Source organism: Caballeronia sp., assembly GCF_028292365.1.
GTDB lineage: Bacteria > Pseudomonadota > Gammaproteobacteria > Burkholderiales > Burkholderiaceae > Caballeronia.
The window spans coordinates 22,220-41,477 of record NZ_JAQGMM010000433.1 but is presented as its reverse complement, the minus strand read 5'-3'; the positions used below and the strand labels follow the sequence as shown (position 1 = coordinate 41,477).

Here is a 19,258-nt window from a genome sequence, read left to right as displayed (position 1 = left end):
AACTTGCTGCTTCAACCCACCGCCACTCAGATCCACCGACTTCCCATCGCCGCTTTTCAAAAGCCCCGCAGCCCCGGCGGTATACCCACTATCCGACGACGCAGCCGACGTCCCACCCAGCTTGCTCATCAGCGAATCCTTAACGGACGACGCTCCATTCCCACTGAGATAATTGTTCTTGATACAGAACTGCAGCACACCCGCGACATTACTCGTACTACCCGATGTCAGCGATGACCCGGTCAACCCACTGGTCATACCGCTCATGTTCCCCAGGCTGCTGAGCCCGCTGGACGACGATCCATCGGAGCTGCCGCCTCCCTTCAGCAAATTGCCAAGCTGCGCGTGAGCGGCTGAAAAGGGTAACAACATTGCAATTGCGATGCCTGCAACAGTGCGGCGATACATACGGACTTTCATACTCGGACTCCTTCAGTGACCAATACCAGCCTCTAATATAGTGCGTTTCACGCAAGACATTGAACAAGAACATCCCCGACTTGCGATAAACCAATTTAAATGGAGTGCTGATAATAAAAAATGACAAAAAATATCAATGAAAGTCCCGGCTAACGCTCGTCAACCCACCCAGCAGATACGACATATCCACCAACCTTTGCGCAACGAGATGTCGAACCTCGCCCTCACATTGCCATGTACCGTACACGGCCAGCAACGTCGAACCGAGCGCCTCGCGGCGCTGCTTCTCGAGCAGACCAGGCCACACGATGACGTTCACATTACCGGTCTCATCTTCAATCGTAACGAACATCACGCCCTTCGCGGTTCCAGGCCGTTGACGCACCGTCACGAGTCCGCACCCACGCGCTAATCGTCCATTCCTGTAATCACGCAACGTAGCGGCCGACATCAACCGATGCTCAAGCAACGCCGGACGCAACAGTTCAAGCGGATGACGTCCGAGAGACAGACCCGTAGCCTTGTAGTCGCTGACAATATCGTCAGCTTCCGAAGGCGCGCCAAGCAGCGGCGTGACATCTTCTACGCGGGCATCGTTGAGCAGATCCTTGTCGGGCACTGCAGCCACGGACTGCCATAACGCTTCCCTCCGATTCCCGGCGAGCGAAGTCAACGCGTTGGCAGCAGCCAGCGCCTGCAAGTCATGCCGATCAAGTTGCGCCCGTTGTGCGAGGTCCCCCACGTTTTCGAACTGACGCACGCTACGGGCAGTTTCAATACGCTCAGCCGCACCATCCCGCATCCCGCGAAGCAGCGATAACCCCAGTCGCACAGCAGGCCTGCTGTCATCGCCGCGGCATTCATCCGGATACTCAAGCACCGAATCCCAACCGCTCACCGTCACGTCAGCGGGAAACACGACTACACCATGACGCTTGGCGTCCTGCACGAGTTGCGAAGGGGAGTAGAAACCCATCGGTTGCGAGTTGAGCATGGCCGCAAGAAACGCCGCTGGTTCATGTCGCTTCAACCAACTGCTGACATACACAAGCAACGCAAAACTCGCCGCATGGCTTTCCGGAAAACCATATTCACCGAAGCCCTTGATCTGCTCAAAAATTGCTTCTGCAAAGGCCTTTTTATAACCGCGCTCGACCATGCCGTTCACAATCCGGTCATAATATTTTCCCAGACCGCCTTTGCGTTTCCATGCTGCCATTGCCCGTCGCAATGCATCGGCTTCACCGGCTGTAAACCCCGCTGCGATCATCGCGATCTGCATGACCTGTTCCTGAAATATCGGCACGCCCAAGGTTCTTTCGAGTGCGATCTTCAACCCCTCGCTAGGGTAGTTCACTTCCTCCAACCCCTGACGCCGCCGCAAATACGGATGCACTGCGCCACCCTGAATCGGACCGGGCCGTACGATCGCCACCTCGATCACCAGATCGTAAAACTCCTTCGGCCGCAGTCGCGGCAACATCGACATTTGCGCACGCGACTCAATCTGAAACACGCCGATAGTGTCCGCCTGCGAGATCATGTCGTAGGTCGGTTTATCGTCGGGTGGAATGTCCTGCATCTCAAGACGCTCGCCGCGTTTCTCCGAGACAATATCGAGCGTGCGTCGAATGGCCGAGAGCATGCCGAGCGCGAGCACATCAACTTTTAAAAGCCCCAGCGCTTCCAGATCGTCCTTGTCCCACTGGATCACGCTGCGATCCACCATAGCCGCATTTTCGATAGGAACCAGCCGCGTCAGTTTCTCCCGGCTGATCACAAATCCCCCGGAATGCTGCGATAAATGCCGCGGAAAATTCAGTAACTGCGCGGCCAGCGAAGCCCACGATTGAATCAACGTATTCTCCGGATCAAGCCCGGATTCAGTGAAGCGCTGCAGCAGGTCATGACTGGTATCGAACCACTGATGCGACTTCGCGACGCGATCCACAATCTGCGGATCGACGCCCAGCGCCTTGCCCGTTTCACGCAATGCGCCGCGTGGCCGATATGTCGACACCGCCGCCGCAATCGCCGTGCGATCACGCCCATATTTTCGATAGATGTACTGGATGACTTCCTCGCGCCGCTGATGCTCGAAGTCGACATCAATATCCGGCGGTTCACCGCGCTCTTTACTGATAAATCGCTCGAACAGCATGTTGCTGCGCGCCGGGTCCACTTCAGTAACACCGAGGCAATAGCACACAGCGGAGTTCGCCGCGGAACCACGCCCTTGACAAAGGATATTTTCACCGCGCGCAAAGCGGACGAGGTCGTAGACGGTGAGAAAATACGCCTCGTATTTCATATGCTCGATCAACTCGAGTTCATGTTCTATCTGCGCCTGCACCTTGTGCGGAACGCCGAGCGGAAAACGCCGATGCGCGCCAATATAGGTTTCCTGCCGCAAATACGCGGCGTGGGTATAACCGGCCGGCACAATCTCGTCGGGATAGTCGTAACGCAAATCATCGAGTGAAAAGGTGCAGTGCTTGAGCACGTTGAGCGTTTCGCCAAGCGTGTATTCCGGATAGAGATTCGCGAGCCGCAACCTGGAACGCAGATGTTGTTCGGCGTTCGGCGCGAGATCGTAACCACATTCCGACACGGGCTTGCCAATACGAATTGCCGTCATGGTGTCCTGCAGCGGCTTGCGCGAGCGCACGTGCATCACCACGTTGCCGGTCGCCACCACAGGCACCTTATGAAACGCAGCCACGTGCTCGACGATCCCCCGGTGGATGTCATCGAGCGCGCGCTGGTGCAGCGTCAATCCAACCCACGCCCGTTGAGGAAACGTGGTGTCGAGCCATTCGATCTGGGCATCGAGCGCAGTCTGCTTCGCGGGGAAATCGGGCACCAGGATCGCGAGGCAATCCGGCATACCGCGCAGATGCGCGAACTCTTTATCGGGCCGTGCCAGATCGTTAGGCGTGAGCAGGTACGCGCCTTTTTTCGACCGCATGCGGGCAATGGTGATGAGCTCGGACAAATTGCCGTAACCATTGCGGTTCGTGGCCAGCAAAATGAGTCCGAAGGCCGGCGAAAGATCCGCATTGACGAGCTTGAAATACGAGCCAATCACCAGCGGAAAATTCAGGTTCTTCGCCTCCACATGCGCGCGTACGACACCCGCGAGCGAGCATTCATCGGTGATCGCCAGACCGGCATAACCGAGTTGCGCCGCGCGCGCGACCAATTCCTCTCCACGCGATGCTCCGTGCAGGAACGTGAAGTTGGAAAACGCGAAAAGCTCCGCATACGCGGGCAGCATGGAGAAGGTGGTATCCACGGCGCATCATCCAAACAGACCGTGGAGAAACCAGCGCGGATCTTCGGCGTCAGCACTACCGGGCCGCTCGCGATAAATCCAGTAGCAACTTTGATCGCTGGCTTGCGCGACGAAATAATCGCGGCTCATCAAATTACTATCGAACCATCCCGCCTCGATGCGTTCAGCCGGCGACACCAGTTTTAGCGACGACCCATAAAACGGCCGATGGTTTTTCATCATCAATTGCAGCGGCTTTTCAAGCAGCCACGCCGGACGCGGCAGATCCGACGGCACGGCTTCCAGCTTTTGAGGATGGGTGGTGTCGGTGACGGAGATCCATCGGTTCGCCTGTTCAGGCCGGTAATCCGATGAAGGCGCCGCTCGCAGCACGTTCTCGGCGCCCAGTCGCGCAACCAGCAATTCCAGCAAACGATTGTGGTCTTCTGGCGAGCCGCCGGGTTCAGGGAAAAGCGTCTCGGTAGGCGGCTCGGCGGGCTGTATTTTTGCGGCGCTCAGACGCATCGCAATCACCGGAGCCACGAGTTCCGTGCGGCCAAGCCGCTCCTTGAACAAGCGCAGCAGATGTTCTTCGTGCCAGGTGGGTTCAGCGAGCGCGATCTGGATAACGGTGGGGTCGATGGCATCGCGGCCGCGCTCGTGCTCCAGCGTGAGCGTGGCGTGCGTGAGCGCCAGTTGCTGCGCGCTCAGCCAGCCGCACAATTGCACGATCAACCGGCGCGCGGAAAACAACATGGCTTCCGCGTGCTCGATACGATCGGGCAACTCGATGCGCGCGCTGAAAGCAGGCGGCACAGCCAGCCATTCGTATAGCTCGGGCGCGAGTCCATAAGCGCGATCGAGCGAATCCAGCAGCGCGACGCCGCAACGCTTTTTAAGCCCTGCACGCGGCAGGCGGCGAATGTCGTTCAGCGTCTTGCAACCCAGCCCGTTGAACCAGTCCGTGAACGCGCGCACTTCCGGCGCGGCCTGGAACGGCAGCGTTCCAAGCTTGCGTTCAAGCGATGCCATTTTCAGCACGCGCCGCTTGCCGAGGTGAGCGTTCCGGGTGCTTTTGGCCAGCAGCCACGCGCCCTGGCCGGTCGGCGCCGTGCTAAGGCGTGCCGTCACGCCGATGGCATTCACAATCTCCTGCATCTGATGACACAGCGGCACGATGCCGCCGAAGAGCCGCAAGCTCGCCGTGACGTCGATAACAATGGTTTCCTCATCGCAGAGCGCGACCATGGGTGAAAATTTCATCAACGAAAAAGCTACCTCGCGCATCAAGTCGTTTTCCCGGCTCAGCTCACGCTCGAACATGAGGGTGTCGGGCGAGAGCGTGAGGACGCCGCCGCGTTTCATGCCCACGCATACGCCGGCCTCGCGAGCGCCCTTGTCTCCTATGAAGACCGTGTCGCGGTCGAGGACGACGCAGCCATGTTCAGGCCTACGCGACCAGCGTGGACGGAACACTTCCAGCGACAACCGGGGTAGATGTATGCCGACGTACACGGGCATGGGGACTCATTAGAACGGGAGAGGGTTGCAGGGTGACGGACAGTCTTTCAGCACGGATCGGGCCTTTGCGCTTGATGATGTCGACAGCAATACCGTCGCCGGCCGGCCGCACGCACAGCCTCAACGTGGCCGGTGACGAATCCGCCGCGCTCGCGAGCGGCCGCACCATCAGGAACAGCGTTTCAGAGGATTGCGCGGCCATGTGGAGGCGCCGCAGCGACTCCGTGCGCGCGTACTGCTGCCAGAAGACCAGCGCGCCGCAACTGCCGGTCTTGAGAATTTGCTCGGCTGACCACAATGCGTCAGCCAGTTTCGATGCACGCACCTGGAGCAGCTTCTCGAGCGGCACACCCAGATACGCAAAAGCGAGAGAATTTGGACTATGAGGCGGTTGCACAAAGGCGATAGGGCGGCGGCTCACTGCGGCGAGCGCCGGGCGTAACAGCCTGACTTCGCCCACGCCCGGCTGCTGCACCAGCAACTCGATCAGCGTGCCCAGCGGCCAGCCGCCGCCCGGCAGTTCGGCCGACAGCACGGCGTAACCCGTGTCGACCGTTTGCCCATGCGAGCGCGCGAGCTGCGACCCTCGCCATAAGGCGGGGTGGATGTCTTCGACGTTCTTGAGCAAGGCTGACATGGCAAATTAACCTGTATGGATGTACAGTACTTTACCTTGAATTTGATCGAGCCTGAACTGCCCCTTTTAAAAGGCAGAGAGAAAAACGGGGAGAAAATCATGACCTGTGAATGCGGCAAAAATGGTAGGGAGAATGCGCGGTGACCATCATGGTTGGCACAGCTTCGTGGACGGACCCCACGCTGATCAAGTGCAAGCGTTTTTATCCGCCCGGTTGTTCGAGCGCGGAGGCGCGCTTGCGTTATTACGCGTCCGTGTTCCCTTTGGTCGAGGTCGATTCCAGCTATTACGCCATGCCTAACGCCGCGAATTCGGTGTTATGGGCGGAGCGGACACCGCCGGAGTTTGTGTTCAACATCAAGGCGTTCCGTTTGTTCACGGGACATCAGACCGCACGCGACATGTTTCCGCCGGACATGCAGCCGCACCTGCCGCAGAACGGCAAGACGAGCCTCTATTACAAGGATTTGCCGGGCGAGTTGCAGCAGGAATTATGGTGCCGGTACTTCGAAGCCGTTGAGCCGCTTCGTGCCGCCGGCAAGCTCGGCGCCGTCCATTTCCAGTTCGCGCCGTGGGTGATCTGCAATCCCCACGGCATCCGGCATGTCGAGCACTGCGCGGACGTCATGAGCGCAATGGACGGCTACACCATGGCGGTCGAGTTTCGCAACCAGACCTGGTTCGACGAAAAACGCCGCGATTCCACATTGGCCATGGAACGTGAGCGCGGGCTGGTGAATGTGGTGGTGGATGAACCGCAAGGGTCGAGTAACAGCATCCCCGCCATTTGGGAAACAACGCATCCGCGGCTCGCGTTGATTCGCATGCATGGTCGCAATCAGGACACGTGGAATATCAAGGGCGCGGTTGCATCGTCGTCAAGATTCAACTACGAGTACAACGACGATGAACTCGATTCGCTAGCCAGTCAGATTATCGAAATTTCGAAGGCGATCGATTTGACGCATGTGGTTTTTAATACCAACTACGAGGACCAGGGGCAGAAGAATGCGCTGAAGCTGATGGGCATTTTGGGGACGAACGCGACGTCGTCATGATTCGTTTCGATGGGCTGCTGGTAAAGTCACCCGCTGTGCAATAGAAGCGCATAGGAGAGGCGAGCAGATGGCAGTCATTGACGGTATAAACCACTGACTAATCCACTAACTAAGCCAATGATGAAGAGTAGTGAAAAAGGTAGAGCAAGGGGTGGTCTTGTCTATTCCACCGATGGCGGACGGATGTGCCCTGAATGCAGGCAGCCGCTCGCGGAATGTGTCTGCAAGAAGGCCAAGACACTACCGGCAGGTGATGGCGTGGTGCGAGTCTCTCGCGAGACCAAAGGCCGGGGCGGCAAAAGCGTGACGATCGTTAAAGGGCTGACGCTCGATCCTCTCGCGTTGGCCTTGCTAGGCAAACAGTTGCGCACGGCCTGCGGTTCTGGTGGAACGGTGAAGGACGGCGTGATTGAAGTGCAGGGGGACCATTGCGAGCGGGTAATCGAAGCGCTCAAGAAGGATGGCCACAACGCGAAGCGAGCCGGGGGGTAATCGCTTCAATCAACGACTGCGTGCGCTGGTACATCAACCGTTCGCATGGTCACGTGCGTTGCGACGAATAGCTTGGGGCGGTTGACCGAAGGCTCGCAAAAACGCTCGGCGCATTCTGTCAGGATCGGCAAAACCGGTTTCTCGTGCAACGACGTCAATTGGCAACCTTCCCTGCTCAACCATGAGACGCGCCGCTTCCAGCCGCAAATTCTCGACAGCCTTCGCGGGTGTCTGCCCCGTCTCTTCACGGAATGCGCGAGTGAATTGCCGCACGCTCAAATTTGCAGCTTCAGCGAGTCTGTCCACCGTTAGCGGGATGTGCAGATTGCTTTTCGCATAGACCAAGGCGGTCTGGATTCGATCAGTTTTGGCATCGAGATCCAGCAGCGTCGAGTGCTGTAATTGTCCGCCGGCACGTCGATGAAACATGACCATTCGCTTGGCGATAGTTCGCGCTATCTTTGCACCCAGATCGCGTTCTACCATCGAAATCGCGAGATCAGTTCCCGCCGTCATGCCCGCAGATGTCCATACCGGACCATCTACGATAAATATACGATCTTCCTCGACGTTGATTCGCGGATACGTGGTTTGTAATTCGCGTGCATGCGCCCAGTGCGTCGTGGCGCGCCGATCATCAAGAACGCCGGCCTGAGCCAAAAAGAAAGCGCCCGTGCACATGGAGGCAACGCGGCGAGTGTTCTTGACCGCGCTTCTTAGATAATTGATCAGTGCTGGACTCGCCGTGTAAACAGCATCAATAACGCCGCCGATGATCACCGTGTCGAAACCACCATCGTCGAAACTGTCGGTCATGACAGAATATCCAAGAGAGCTTTTAACCGGCCCACCGCCTTCAGATATCAGACGTATATCGTAGTGTGGTTCCTTGGTCATCCGGTTCGCCATTTCAAACACCGTAAGGCCGCCGAAGATCATGACCTGAAAGTTTGGAACGACGATATAGCCGATGCGTAACATGAGCAATCCTGGAGGGGTGTAAACGAACTTTACGCATGGCGTTCGCGATCACGCCTGCCGCGCGGCGATTCTAACCGTCGATACAAACGCAATTCGCATGGCTGCGCAAGTATGGCCAGAATCGACGGATATATGGCCTTCCAGCGATCTTTCAAGGTTCTAACATTAGCGGATTCCCAATCTAACGAACCCCCCTGCCATTTGGAGGCAATCCTATGGATAGCAATCTCACCACGCCTGTTTTGGTGCCTGTGCCCCCTTTTTCTCGACGCGCCTTCCTTGCGAGTGGGACTGCCATTGGCGCAAGCCTGCTATTGAATCAGAAGGCGCAGGCGCAGATTCCTGGAAGCGGTGGGGGCTCTGCTCTCAAGGAATACGACATCGATACCAATGGCATCTCCTTGCACGTCACTGAGCAAGGAGATGGGCCCGCCGTCCTTTTCTGCCATGGCTTTCCGGATACTTCATATACGTGGCGCCGACAAATGGAAGCCGTATCGGCAGCCGGATACCGCGCCATTGCTCCGGACATGCGCGGCTACGGCCGCAGCTCGGCTCCAGCAGAGGCCGCCTTATACACGCCGCTGCACACAGCGGGCGACCTGGTTGGACTGCTCGATACGTTGAAGATCTCCAACGCTATTTTAGTGGGACATGACTGGGGCGCGACCCACGCATGGAATGCCGCGCTGATGCGTCCTGATCGATTCAAAGCGGTGTTTTGCCTGAGCGTACCTTACGTTCCACGCGGGGATGTGAGTGTCTTTGAGCGCATGCGGAAGTCCGGCCATCAAAACGACTTCTATATGTTCGAACAGATCCGGCCGGACGCCGATCAAATTTGGGCTGACGCATCAGTGACCATTCCAGGGATTCTTTATTGGGCATCAGGTTCTGCTCCGGCAGACACGCGGTGGAGTCCCTTGGATCCTGCACGAAGCCTTCATCGCGCGGCCCCTGGACCCTTGCCCTCGTGGGTGGAACCCGATTACGTCGCTCATAACATCGCGGAATTCCAGCGCACCGGCTTTCACGGCGCCCTAAACTACTACCGTGCCGCCGAACCGTATTTCTATTTGTCTGCCCCGTGGAAAGGCGCGAAGATCAACCAACCCTCTTTTTTCATTTGGGGGAAAGCGGACGGATTGAAAGAGCTTTATCCACTTACGATGGACCAAATGCGCGCGGGTCTTCCGGGTCTCACTGGAGGTCTGGAACTCGACAATGTGGGCCACTGGGTACAACACGAAGCCCCTGACGCGGTCAATGACCAACTCGTGCAGTTCTTACGCACTGTAACCACGGCCTGATTCGCATCATGACCAAGCTGACCTCGCGTATCTTTAGCTCACCCCGTCACACGACACGTTACTGGGAGTGCGGGCCGGACAACGGCCCGCTGATGATCTTCGTCCATGGTTGGCCGGAGATTGGCCTTATGTGGCGCGCGCAGCTCGACGCCTTCGCTGCCGAAGGCTGGCGTTGCATTGCGCCAGACATGCGCGGCTACGGTGGCTCATCGGTGCCGACTTCGTCCGGGGCCTTCACCTTGAGCGAGATCGTTCACGATATGGTGGAGCTTCACGATCATCTGGGAGCGCGCCCTGCAATCTGGGTGGGCCACGACTGGGGAAGCCCGGTGATTGGGACACTGGCCGCGCACCACGGGCACCGCAGTCGCGGAGTGGTCTTGGTCTCGGTGCCTTACTTCCCCGAAGGCTTCGCGCTGCCAAATCTCGTGCCCTTGATCGACCGTCAGTTGTATCCAGCCGATCAATATCCGGTCGGGCAGTGGGACTACTACCGCTTTTACCTAACGCACTTTGAACAGACGGTTAGCGACTTCGAGGCAGATATCCCGGCAGCGCTCGCATCACTCTACGGCCCGGGAAACCCTGCGTCGGGCGGCCTGGTTTCCCCGTCCGCCTTGATCACAAAAAACGGCGGCCGCTATGGGGCGGCTCATCGCGCCCCGACGACGCAGCCTAACCCGGCGCTATGGCTGCCCGCTGACTTCGAGGCCTTGGCCAAGGCATTCCGAGCCAGTGGTTTCCGCCCGGCCAATTCCTGGTACCTGAACGATTCCGCCAACATTGCCTACGCTCAAGTTGCACCGGATGGCGGCCGCCTGCACCAGCCTGTGCTTTTCGTGAACGGTGATTGGGACGCTATCTGCGATATCAACCGCAGCCGCCTCGGAGAACCCATGCACGGCGCCTGCCAGGACCTCTCCGTAGCGAACCTGCCCGCGGGCCATTGGCTTCCACTCGAGCGCAAGAGCGAACTTGTTCAAGCGATCAGGTCGTGGCTTGAGGCAAAAGGACTGTAGAGGGCGGTCGGCCCGTGTTTCCCTCGTCGAATTGAGTTGCCTCAATTGATAGGCTTTAACAAGCGACTCCGCGCGGGCGTTTGACGATCAAGCGAAAGGCGGAAGCCGCGACGTCACTTGTCGTTTCCTTCGTTCTGGATCTGCTGGACGCCTTCGACCCCAACCCGAATCTTTTTGGAGATGTTTCGTGGCTGGTTGAAAAGCGGGAACCGAAATTGCAGCACGCTGACGTTACCGTTGACTGACGTGGTCTGGCGGTGGCGGCGCAGGCCTTCGTTGTCAATTGTGCTGCGCGCCAGGCATTCGGCACGATGCCTTTAGACTGCAGTGTGATGGCGCCTCGGTTCCCGACGACCCACGAAGAGGGCGGATGCTGTCACTGGTTGTTGCATGGCAAAAGCAGAGGAAGGTTTGTAATCGGCGACGAAACCAATCAGCCGCCGCATTTTTCAGGAGTTCGATATGCCTACGGTATCCAAAGGCGACAAAGTGCAGTGGCAAACATCGCAAGGCCCCACAGAAGGTACAGTCACGCGTAAGGTGACCGGTCAAGCAAAGGCGGGCGGCCACGTTGCGAAGGCGTCTCCTCGTGATCCCCAATACGAAGTCAAAAGCTCAAAGAGCGGTAAAGCGGCTATTCACAAAGCCCGTGCGCTGAAAAAAGTCCGCTGACAATTTCGGCATGGCTTGACGCTCTCGGCCACGGCGCAAACGTCGCGGTTCGCGCTAATGGACACATAGATACCCAGGAGATATTTTGAATCAGATGCTCAAGATGTTTGATCTGTCAGGTAAGCGCGCGCTCGTCACAGGGTCGAGCAGCGGGATTGGCTTTGCGCTCGCGCGTGGACTCGCGGGCGCCGGCGCGAAGGTTATTCTGAACGGCCGAAATGAGGCGCGACTCGCGGAAGCGGTGGCACGTCTGCGTGATGAAGGAATGACTGTTGATGCACTGAGTTTCGACGTGACGTCCCCATCAGCCGTATCAGCGGCGATCGAAAAAATCGAACGTGAAGACGGCCCTATCGACATTCTCGTTAATAACGCCGGGATGCAGCGTCGCGCACCTCTCGATCAGTTTTCCCACGAGCAGTGGCAAGAGTTGATGAGGACGAACGTGGACAGTGTGTTCCTGGTCGGGCAGGCGGTCGCGCGCTTCATGATCACGCGTGGCGCCGGCAAAATCGTCAATATTTGCTCGGTTCAAAGCGAACTCGGACGGCCTGACATTGCTGCCTATACGGCGACCAAGGGCGCCGTGAAAATGTTGACCAAGGGCATGGCGATCGATTGGGGCAAGCACGGCATCCAGGTGAATGGGCTCGGCCCAGGCTACTTCAAGACCGAATTGACTGAAGCGCTCGTGAACAACGAAACCTTTAGCGCATGGCTCATCGGGCGCACGCCGTCGCGGCGGTGGGGCGATGTCGAAGATCTCGTGGGCGCGGCAATATTCCTCACGAGCTCGGCCTCGAACTTCGTCAATGGACACATTCTTTATGTCGATGGCGGCGTGACGGCGACGCTTTAAGCGAGTTCAAGTTGCTGAAGAAAACAAAAGCGCGCTGTGGTCACAGCGCGCTTTTTGGTTTTGGGCTCACGCGAGAAAAAACGCTTACGGCAGGGTTCAATCATCCGCTGCACGCCACTGACTGGAAGCCCATGCACGCACCGGGCGGGAGCCCTCAAGCTACGGGTCCCAATCCGCCACCCTCCTGTCCAAAGATAACAATTTGGTAATGCTGACGTCGGTAATACGCAAAGCTTGAAAGCCCATACTGTTTGCAAGTCACCGGGAATACAAGTACGGCCGGACAGAAGTTGATGGCCAAGCTTACGTCTATGTAAGCAAGATCCAAAGCGTGCAGCGGTGGCTTACGAAGGTCTGTCAGCAGCAAGCCGCAAATTTTTTTGGCTGATCGTGGAATAACAGCAATACCGTCGTGTTTGCCACTACATGAACACGGCAGATTAGATTCAAGTAAATAAGGATACCGAAACGAGGATGAGCCACTTGATCGAAATTTAAGGCTTGTCATCGCACTCCGGCAGCTACAGCGTCATCCGTTTCTGGGCAGGTTTGCCCGCTAATCAATCACACTCATTGAAGGAATAGTCATCATGAAAAAAGCTCTCGTTTGCCTCGCTCTCGCCGCTGGCGCCTTGTCCGCTCCGGTTCTCAGCTTCGCACAATCGAATGCTCCTGTGACGCGCGCTGAAGTTCGTGCCGACCTGGTGCGAGTTGAACAGGCGGGCTACAACCCGGCGCGCGGTGGCGACGTGGATTACCCGGCCGATATCCAGGCTGCTGAAGCGAAGGTCGCGGCTCAAACCGACCAGCAACAGGCGACGCAAGCCTACGGCGGCGTAGCCGAGAACGGCACTTCGTCGTCAGGCGCCCCAATGCACACGGCCACGCACTCGACCTGCGTTGGTCCGGTCAGCTTCTGCAACATCTACGCGGGCAGCTAAGTGGAGCGGTTCAGGGCCTGTGCTGTTGTTGTCATTGTGAATGACACGGACTTGCACAGGACCTGATTTCGCCCGCGCCTTGTCGCGCAACTCGATATCGCAAACCCCTTTTTCTCTATCTAACTTTTAGCGGAGTCTCTCGTGAAACTTTTGCCTTTGGTCGCCTCAGCCTTGTCGTTGTCTGCATGCCTCTTTGCATCGACCGGCGCAATGGCGCAGGATGCCCAGCCCAAGAATGCCCCGGTGAAGAACATTGTCCTGGTCCATGGCGCGTGGGTGGACGGCTCAGGCTGGAAACCCGTCTACAACATCCTGACCAAGGACGGTTATCACGTCACCATGGTGCAGGAACCGTTGAGCTCGCTTGACGACGACGTAGCCGCAACCAAGCGCGTTCTCGATCTGCAGAACGGTCCTACGATTCTTGTAGCCCACAGCTACGGCGGTTCCATCATCACTGAAGCGGGTGTGCATCCGAACGTTGTCGGTCTGGTGTATGTGGCCGCGCACGCTCCGGCTGTCGGCGAGGATGAAAGCGACCTTGGCAAGGGCATGCCCAGCTATACGTCGAAGCAAGCGGGCGCAATCAAGAAGACCGCCGATGGCTATACGTATTTGAATCCGGCGGATTTCCCGAAAGACTTCGCTGCTGATTTACCGCTCAAGCAAGCTCAATTCGAAGCGCAATCGCAGATCCTGACGGCCGCCAAGGTCTTCTCGGCGCCCATGACCGTTGCCGCTTGGACCACCAAGCCTAGCTGGGGCATCGTCGCTGGAGCCGACAAGATCATCAACCCGGATCTCGAGCGCTGGTACTACGCTCGTGCGCATAGCCACACGACCGTGATTCCCGGTGCGAGCCACTCCGTTTATGAATCGCGTCCGAAGGAAGTGGCTGCCGTGATCGAAGATGCCGCCACGCACGCCCAGCAGTAATGTGCCGATGAGCGGATCAATGAGAACAAGGTTTCCTCTCAATTTTGTAATCAAATAATGGGGGCCTCGTCATGTTGGCTGTTGCAACATGGAGCTTGGCTTAACGCGGTTCGGGTCCACCGTCTGCGCCATTATTTGCCGGGACCCACGAACCACCCGCTCGAGAGCGTTGAGCGAAACATCGCGGGTTTTTGTCCCTGGATCGGATCAAACGGGGTGGCGTACTATTCTTTCAGTTAAATAAAATGTTGCAGCGAGGCGTCGACATGAGGGTTCTGGTCATTGAGGATGAGCAAAAAGCGCTCGCCTACATCAAGAAAGGTCTGGAAGAGGCCGGTTTTCTTGTCGATGTGGCGGCTGACGGTGCGGAAGGCCTGATCCTGGCACGAGAGGATACGTATGACGTCATCGTGCTGGATGTGATGTTGCCGACCATGGACGGCTGGAGTGTCCTGAAGAATCTTCGAACCTTGAAAGCGACGCCTGTCCTGTTTCTCACCGCCCGTGACGAGGTAATCGATCGCGTGCACGGGCTTGAACTAGGCGCCGATGATTATCTGGTCAAGCCGTTTGCATTTGTCGAGTTGCTCGCGCGGGTCCGTACATTGGCACGCAGAGGACCGCCTCGGGAGCACGATTTGCTGACGCTCGCGGATCTGGAAATCGATGTGACGCGCCGCAAGGTCCGCCGTGCAGGCAAGCGGATAGAGTTAACGCCTCGCGAGTTCGCGTTGCTGCAATTGCTTGCGCGCAAGCAGGGCGAGGTGATGAGCCGAACCCAGATTGCATCGTATGTCTGGGACATGAATTTCGACAGCGATACCAATGTAGTCGAGGTCGCGATTCGCCGACTGCGGGCAAAAATCGACGATGACTTCGACGTCAAACTCATCAAGACAGTACGTGGCGTGGGCTACGTCATAGACACCAAAGAGGACGACTGATGCGCTCCCGGTCGCTGACGGCGACACTGGCACTGGCCTTTGCAGGAACCACGCTGGCGGTGTTCGCCCTGGTTGGAAGCTACGTGTATGTGGCGCTGGCGCACGAGGTCAGTACGCAGGACGATCAGGACATCGTGCTGGCGGCGCGGCATATGCGTCGCCTGACGCTGGAGTTGGCTAATGCGCGCGACCTGACGCTGCATCAGGAACGGCTGGAAAGTCAGGTGTTAGGCAACGAAGCGTTGTCGGTGGAAGTGACCGATTCGTCCGGTCAGGTTCTCCTGGAACATAACTTGTCCAATGCTGCGCTCAGCATTGTCTGGCCCGTGGCCGAGCTGGATGCCTCCGCGAGAATAACGGCAGAATCAATCACGGCCTTGACCGCTAGCGACGGCACGCCGTTCCGTCGAATTGCCACCGAGGCGAAACTAGCCGATGGTTCGACCGTGAAGATAGTCGTGATGCGCAATGTGGCCGACAGATGGCTGTTGCTAAAGAAGTATCGCGATCGACTTTTCCTGGCAAGCGGCATGGGCGCATTGCTCGCATTTTTGATGAGCTTCTTGCTTGTTCGCCAGTCACTCAAGCCCTTGCGTGACATCGCGCGTAGCGCGGCAGGCTTTACGACTGACAATCTCAGTGCGCGCATCGCGGTGCGCAAAGTGCCGCGAGAACTGGAGACGCTGGTTGCCTCGCTCAATGGCATGTTTTCCGGTTTCGAACATGGGTTCAACCGGCTCTCCCGATTTACGGCAGACCTGGCCCATGACATGCGCACGCCCTTGGCCAACTTGCGCGGTTCGACCGAGGTCGCGCTTGCCCGGCCGCGCTCCAGCGAGGAATATCAGACGCTGTTGGCATCGAATCTTGAAGAGTGCGACCGCCTTTCAAGGATGATCGAAAATGTCCTTTTTCTGGCCCGCGCCGAGCATCCTCATTTTTCACGGCACTTGCTTGAATTTGATGTCGACGAAGAGCTTCTCAAGATAGCCGACTATTTCGAAGGAATTGCAGAAGACGCCGGTGTTCGAATTCGCGTGACGGGGCATGCGCGATTGAAGGCAGATCTCGAACTTTTCCGGCGCGCCGTTAGCAACCTGCTTGCGAATGCGGTGCGCTTTACACCGCTTGGCGCCGAGATCATGTTGTCTGTTGCCGAACGCGACGGTGCGGTGCGCGTTGAAGTGATGAACGAAGGCGTTCCACTGGACGCGAGCCTGCTTGAGCGTGTCTTCGACCGGTTTTATCGCGCGGATCCGTCGAGGACGAACGGTGCGTCGGCGAGCGGATCGACCGGGCTGGGACTGGCGATAGTGCGGACGATCATGGAACTGCACGGCGGCAAGGTGCATGCGGAAAGCGAGCCGCAGGGAACACGATTCGTCCTGACTTTCCCGCTGGTCAAATGAGTTTTTTGACTTGCGCAGCACTCCGTAACCCGTGTGCACAAGTCGTTCGCCATGCTAAGCGAAGGCGTCAAAACACCATCCCGCCCGCGACGTCGATAGTGCAGCCGGTGATCCAGTCGGCGTCGTCCGAAACGGCGAAGGCGACGGCCGCGGCAATATCCTGGGGCTGCCCGACGCGCCCCAGCGGCGTCTTGGCGACAAGGAAATCGGCCATCCCTTGCGCTGACTCCGCATTCCCTTCGGTGGTGACGAACCCCGGCGCGATGCCGACCACGCGAATCTTGCGAGGGCCAAGCTCCATCCCCAGCGTGCGCGTCAGGGTGTCCACCGCGCCCTTGGTGGCGCAGTAGACGTGCACCATGGGGTATGGGCTGTGTGCGAGACCCGAACTAATGTTGACGATCACGCCGCCCGCCGGCAACACGCGCGAAGCAGCCTGCGTAGTAAGAAGCAAGCCACGTACATTGAGGTGGAAGTGCTCATCGAAACTCTCCACGGAGAGTGTTTCCAGCGAGTCCACTTTGTAGACCCCTGCGTTGTTGACCAGGATATCGAGTTTGCCGAACGCATCGAGGGCAGCATCTATCAGCGGCTGGATCTCAGCGGGCCTGGAGATATCGGCTTTGACCGCGATGGCCTTGCCGCCCGCCGCAATGATTCCTTTGACGACGGCGTCCGCATGTTCCGCACTGCGCGAATAATTCACGACCACGTGAGCGTCGTCGGCGGCGAGGCGCTTGGCGATGCCCGCTCCAATACCTTTGGACGAACCGGTGACGATGGCGACTTTGCCGGAAAGCTTGCTCATGAAGGGATGCTCCTGTGGGGTGAAGCACCCATGATAGGCTGCGCATTGGTATGGATTAAGGGGGGTAATCAATATGCAGCATGAAGCGCTGCTTCATAATATGGCGATGCTGCCCGACCTGCTGCCAGGCATTGCCGCCTTTGCGCGCGTGGCGCATCACGCCAGCTTTACACGCGCCGCGGCCGAGTTGGGCGTGTCGCCGTCTGCGTTGTCGCAAACCATGCGCACGCTGGAAGGGCGCCTTGGCGTGCGCTTGCTCGATCGTTCGACGCGCCGGGTCGGACTGACTGAAATGGGACAGCGTTTCTTGCAGGACGCGCAACCGGCGCTAGCCGCGCTCGCGACCGCCGTCGACGCAGTCAACGAATCGCGTGACAAGCCTGCCGGCCTGCTGCGCCTCAACCTCTCGCGCACGGCGGCCGACATCCTGGTGATGCCTCATCTGGTCGACTTCCTCGAGGCCTATCCCGACATCACGGTGGAAATGCATTGCGACAACGCGTTCGTCGATCTCGTCGGCGGGGGCTTTGACGCGGGGATCCGCTTGGGCGAGAACCTGGCGCAGGACGTGGTGGCGGTGCCTTTCGGCGGCCAGCATCGCATTGCGACCCTGGCGGCGCCGCGCTATCTGGCCGGACGCCCGCTACCGCGCAAGCCTGAGGATTTGCGCGAGCACAGGTGTATCAATGTTCGTCTCGCGGGCAGTATTTATCGCTGGGAATATACGCATAAGGGACGTGACTTCGACATCGAGGTGCCGGGTCCGCTGGTGACTAACGACGGCGATATCATTCTCGCGGCTATCCGGGCCGGTGGCGGCATTGGGTGTGCGTTCGAGGTCCAGGTGCAGGACGATATCCAGACCGGGCGCCTGACGCCGCTGCTGAAGCCGTGGTGGCCCACTTTCCCCGGGTTTTACCTCTATTACCCCAGCCGTGTTCACGTGCCCCGCAAGCTGCGTGCGTTCGTGGATTTCATGCAGGATCGATTGAATCGATGAGGCGCTACTGCGTTTCGTATGCCTACGCCTGCTCTGTTTCAACCGCCGCGTTCCAGTCGGAGCCACGCGCAAGCTCAACAAAGGCGCTCAGATAGTCGATGGTCGTGTCCGTTTCACGCACGCCAAGAAAGATCTGCTTGGCAATGCCTTGCTTGCCCAGCCGGACCGCACTCACCGCGACCTTGTCCGAATACTCCTCAACGAGCCAGCGAGGTAATGCGGCAACACCTCGACCGCTCGCGACCATCTGCAACATGATGTCGGTGGTTTCTATGACTTTGTGCCGCTTCGGCATGACGTTCGCCGGCATGAGGAACTGGTTGTAGATATCCAGCCGGTCAATCTCGACCGGATACGTAATCAGGACTTCGTCGGCGAGTTCATCGGGCAGGATAAAGGGCTTGTGCGCCAGCCGATGCTGCCGGCCCACCACCAGCACCTGCTCATAATCAAACACCGGTTCGAAGCGCAAGCCTGGCTTTCTCAACGGGTCCGGCGTGACCAATATGTCGATGTCATAGCCGAACAACGCACCAATCCCGCCAAACTGGAATTTCTGTTTGACGTCGACATCCACGTCAGGCCAGCGCGCGAGGTAGGGCGACACCACCTTGAGCAGCCACTGATAGCAAGGATGGCATTCCATGCCAATACGCAGCGTCCCACGCTGTCCCAGCGCGAATTGCCTCATGCGCTCTTCCGCATGTTCCATCTGCGGCAGCACGCGGTTCGCAAGCGCCAGCAAGTATTGCCCCGCCTGGGTCAGCCGCAAGTTGCGCCCGTCGCGGCTCCACACGGCGGTCCCGAGCTGCTGCTCCATCTTCTTGACGGTATGGCTAAGCGCGGACTGCGTCAGGCACAGCACGTTCGCGGCGGCAGTCAGCGAGCCGTGACGGTCGACTTCCCGAATAATAGCCAGATGAGTTCGTTCGAGCATGTGGCGTCCATGAAAGGAACTAATCGATCAATGAGAAAAG

The 19,258-nt window shown here is 58.2% G+C and carries 18 protein-coding genes; 11 read left to right on the top strand and 7 right to left on the bottom strand.

Annotated features, from left to right (window positions below; all coding sequences use genetic code 11):
* From JWR14_RS25915 to imuA, 4 genes are all read right to left on the bottom strand, one after another.
* A partial coding sequence (locus tag JWR14_RS25915; protein ID WP_299714143.1) for a DUF2501 domain-containing protein occupies window positions 1-420 on the bottom strand: 420 nt, incomplete at its 3' end.
* Window positions 421-553: 133 nt separating this feature from the next.
* Entirely contained in the window at window positions 554-3,715 is a 3,162-nt protein-coding gene (locus JWR14_RS25910; protein ID WP_299714140.1) for an error-prone DNA polymerase, read from the bottom strand.
* Between the two features lie 6 nt (window positions 3,716-3,721).
* Window positions 3,722-5,215, bottom strand: coding sequence for a DNA polymerase Y family protein (locus JWR14_RS25905; RefSeq protein WP_299714137.1), 1,494 nt, complete (start codon window positions 5,213-5,215; stop codon window positions 3,722-3,724).
* The gene (gene imuA / locus JWR14_RS25900) at window positions 5,145-5,852 is read right to left on the bottom strand and encodes a translesion DNA synthesis-associated protein ImuA (RefSeq protein WP_299714134.1); all 708 of its coding nucleotides are present in this window, start codon (window positions 5,850-5,852) and stop codon (window positions 5,145-5,147) included. Before imuA ends, JWR14_RS25905 begins: the two co-directional genes overlap by 71 nt.
* A gap of 140 nt (window positions 5,853-5,992) precedes the next feature.
* Here imuA and JWR14_RS25895 point away from each other — a divergent pair, with 140 nt between their 5' ends.
* Both JWR14_RS25895 and JWR14_RS25890 read left to right on the top strand, forming a co-directional pair.
* Complete coding sequence (locus JWR14_RS25895; protein WP_299714131.1) at window positions 5,993-6,910, top strand: DUF72 domain-containing protein; 918 nt, start codon at window positions 5,993-5,995, stop codon at window positions 6,908-6,910.
* 120 nt (window positions 6,911-7,030) lie between these two features.
* Entirely contained in the window at window positions 7,031-7,402 is a 372-nt protein-coding gene (locus tag JWR14_RS25890) for a translation initiation factor Sui1 (RefSeq protein WP_299714149.1), read from the top strand.
* A gap of 33 nt (window positions 7,403-7,435) precedes the next feature.
* Here the strand turns inward: JWR14_RS25890 and JWR14_RS25885 are convergent, their stop codons facing one another.
* Entirely contained in the window at window positions 7,436-8,383 is a 948-nt protein-coding gene (locus JWR14_RS25885; protein WP_299714128.1) for a GlxA family transcriptional regulator, read from the bottom strand.
* Between the two features lie 215 nt (window positions 8,384-8,598).
* On the opposite strand from JWR14_RS25885, the gene JWR14_RS25880 reads away from it, so the two are divergent.
* The 8 genes from JWR14_RS25880 to JWR14_RS25845 all read left to right on the top strand — a co-directional run bounded on the left by JWR14_RS25880 (window position 8,599) and on the right by JWR14_RS25845 (window position 16,473).
* Window positions 8,599-9,693, top strand: coding sequence for an alpha/beta hydrolase (locus JWR14_RS25880; RefSeq protein WP_299714125.1), 1,095 nt, complete (start codon window positions 8,599-8,601; stop codon window positions 9,691-9,693).
* A gap of 8 nt (window positions 9,694-9,701) precedes the next feature.
* Window positions 9,702-10,712, top strand: a complete 1,011-nt coding sequence (locus JWR14_RS25875; RefSeq protein ID WP_299714121.1) for an alpha/beta hydrolase — start codon at window positions 9,702-9,704, stop codon at window positions 10,710-10,712.
* Between the two features lie 462 nt (window positions 10,713-11,174).
* On the top strand, window positions 11,175-11,384 hold the full coding sequence (locus JWR14_RS25870) for a DUF2945 domain-containing protein (RefSeq protein WP_299714118.1): 210 nt from the start codon (window positions 11,175-11,177) through the stop codon (window positions 11,382-11,384).
* Window positions 11,385-11,478: 94 nt separating this feature from the next.
* Window positions 11,479-12,243, top strand: a complete 765-nt coding sequence (locus JWR14_RS25865) for an SDR family oxidoreductase (RefSeq protein ID WP_299714115.1) — start codon at window positions 11,479-11,481, stop codon at window positions 12,241-12,243.
* A 590-nt stretch (window positions 12,244-12,833) separates the two neighbouring features.
* Entirely contained in the window at window positions 12,834-13,184 is a 351-nt protein-coding gene (locus JWR14_RS25860; protein WP_299714112.1) for a DUF4148 domain-containing protein, read from the top strand.
* Window positions 13,185-13,325: 141 nt separating this feature from the next.
* Window positions 13,326-14,120, top strand: a complete 795-nt coding sequence (locus JWR14_RS25855) for an alpha/beta hydrolase (protein WP_299714109.1) — start codon at window positions 13,326-13,328, stop codon at window positions 14,118-14,120.
* 266 nt (window positions 14,121-14,386) lie between these two features.
* Window positions 14,387-15,064, top strand: a complete 678-nt coding sequence (locus JWR14_RS25850; RefSeq protein WP_299714107.1) for a heavy metal response regulator transcription factor — start codon at window positions 14,387-14,389, stop codon at window positions 15,062-15,064.
* Window positions 15,064-16,473 carry a heavy metal sensor histidine kinase gene (locus tag JWR14_RS25845; RefSeq protein WP_299714103.1) on the top strand — a complete coding sequence of 470 codons (1,410 nt, stop codon included), beginning with the start codon at window positions 15,064-15,066 and terminating at the stop codon, window positions 16,471-16,473. The genes JWR14_RS25850 and JWR14_RS25845 overlap by 1 nt, the downstream gene beginning before the upstream one ends.
* Window positions 16,474-16,540: 67 nt before the next feature.
* On the opposite strand, the gene JWR14_RS25840 is transcribed toward JWR14_RS25845, so the two are convergent.
* The gene (locus tag JWR14_RS25840; RefSeq protein ID WP_299714100.1) at window positions 16,541-17,281 is read right to left on the bottom strand and encodes a glucose 1-dehydrogenase; all 741 of its coding nucleotides are present in this window, start codon (window positions 17,279-17,281) and stop codon (window positions 16,541-16,543) included.
* Between the two features lie 73 nt (window positions 17,282-17,354).
* Here JWR14_RS25840 and JWR14_RS25835 point away from each other — a divergent pair, with 73 nt between their 5' ends.
* On the top strand, window positions 17,355-18,281 hold the full coding sequence (locus JWR14_RS25835) for a LysR family transcriptional regulator (RefSeq protein ID WP_299714097.1): 927 nt from the start codon (window positions 17,355-17,357) through the stop codon (window positions 18,279-18,281).
* Between the two features lie 22 nt (window positions 18,282-18,303).
* Here the strand turns inward: JWR14_RS25835 and JWR14_RS25830 are convergent, their stop codons facing one another.
* Complete coding sequence (locus JWR14_RS25830; protein WP_299714094.1) at window positions 18,304-19,218, bottom strand: LysR family transcriptional regulator; 915 nt, start codon at window positions 19,216-19,218, stop codon at window positions 18,304-18,306.
* Window positions 19,219-19,258 lie beyond the last annotated feature (40 nt).

Excerpts from the sequence above, each read along its gene's own strand:
- JWR14_RS25905 (WP_299714137.1), bottom strand. The coding sequence starts at position 5,215 with ATGCCCGTGTACGTCGGCATACATCTACCCCGGTTGTCGCTGGAAGTG.
- imuA (WP_299714134.1), bottom strand. The coding sequence starts at position 5,852 with ATGTCAGCCTTGCTCAAGAACGTCGAAGACATCCACCCCGCCTTATGG.
- JWR14_RS25890 (WP_299714149.1), top strand. The coding sequence starts at position 7,031 with ATGAAGAGTAGTGAAAAAGGTAGAGCAAGGGGTGGTCTTGTCTATTCC.
- JWR14_RS25885 (WP_299714128.1), bottom strand. The coding sequence starts at position 8,383 with ATGTTACGCATCGGCTATATCGTCGTTCCAAACTTTCAGGTCATGATC.
- JWR14_RS25880 (WP_299714125.1), top strand. The coding sequence starts at position 8,599 with ATGGATAGCAATCTCACCACGCCTGTTTTGGTGCCTGTGCCCCCTTTT.
- JWR14_RS25875 (WP_299714121.1), top strand. The coding sequence starts at position 9,702 with ATGACCAAGCTGACCTCGCGTATCTTTAGCTCACCCCGTCACACGACA.
- JWR14_RS25870 (WP_299714118.1), top strand. The coding sequence starts at position 11,175 with ATGCCTACGGTATCCAAAGGCGACAAAGTGCAGTGGCAAACATCGCAA.
- JWR14_RS25865 (WP_299714115.1), top strand. The coding sequence starts at position 11,479 with ATGCTCAAGATGTTTGATCTGTCAGGTAAGCGCGCGCTCGTCACAGGG.
- JWR14_RS25860 (WP_299714112.1), top strand. The coding sequence starts at position 12,834 with ATGAAAAAAGCTCTCGTTTGCCTCGCTCTCGCCGCTGGCGCCTTGTCC.
- JWR14_RS25850 (WP_299714107.1), top strand. The coding sequence starts at position 14,387 with ATGAGGGTTCTGGTCATTGAGGATGAGCAAAAAGCGCTCGCCTACATC.
- JWR14_RS25845 (WP_299714103.1), top strand. The coding sequence starts at position 15,064 with ATGCGCTCCCGGTCGCTGACGGCGACACTGGCACTGGCCTTTGCAGGA.
- JWR14_RS25840 (WP_299714100.1), bottom strand. The coding sequence starts at position 17,281 with ATGAGCAAGCTTTCCGGCAAAGTCGCCATCGTCACCGGTTCGTCCAAA.
- JWR14_RS25835 (WP_299714097.1), top strand. The coding sequence starts at position 17,355 with ATGCAGCATGAAGCGCTGCTTCATAATATGGCGATGCTGCCCGACCTG.
- JWR14_RS25830 (WP_299714094.1), bottom strand. The coding sequence starts at position 19,218 with ATGCTCGAACGAACTCATCTGGCTATTATTCGGGAAGTCGACCGTCAC.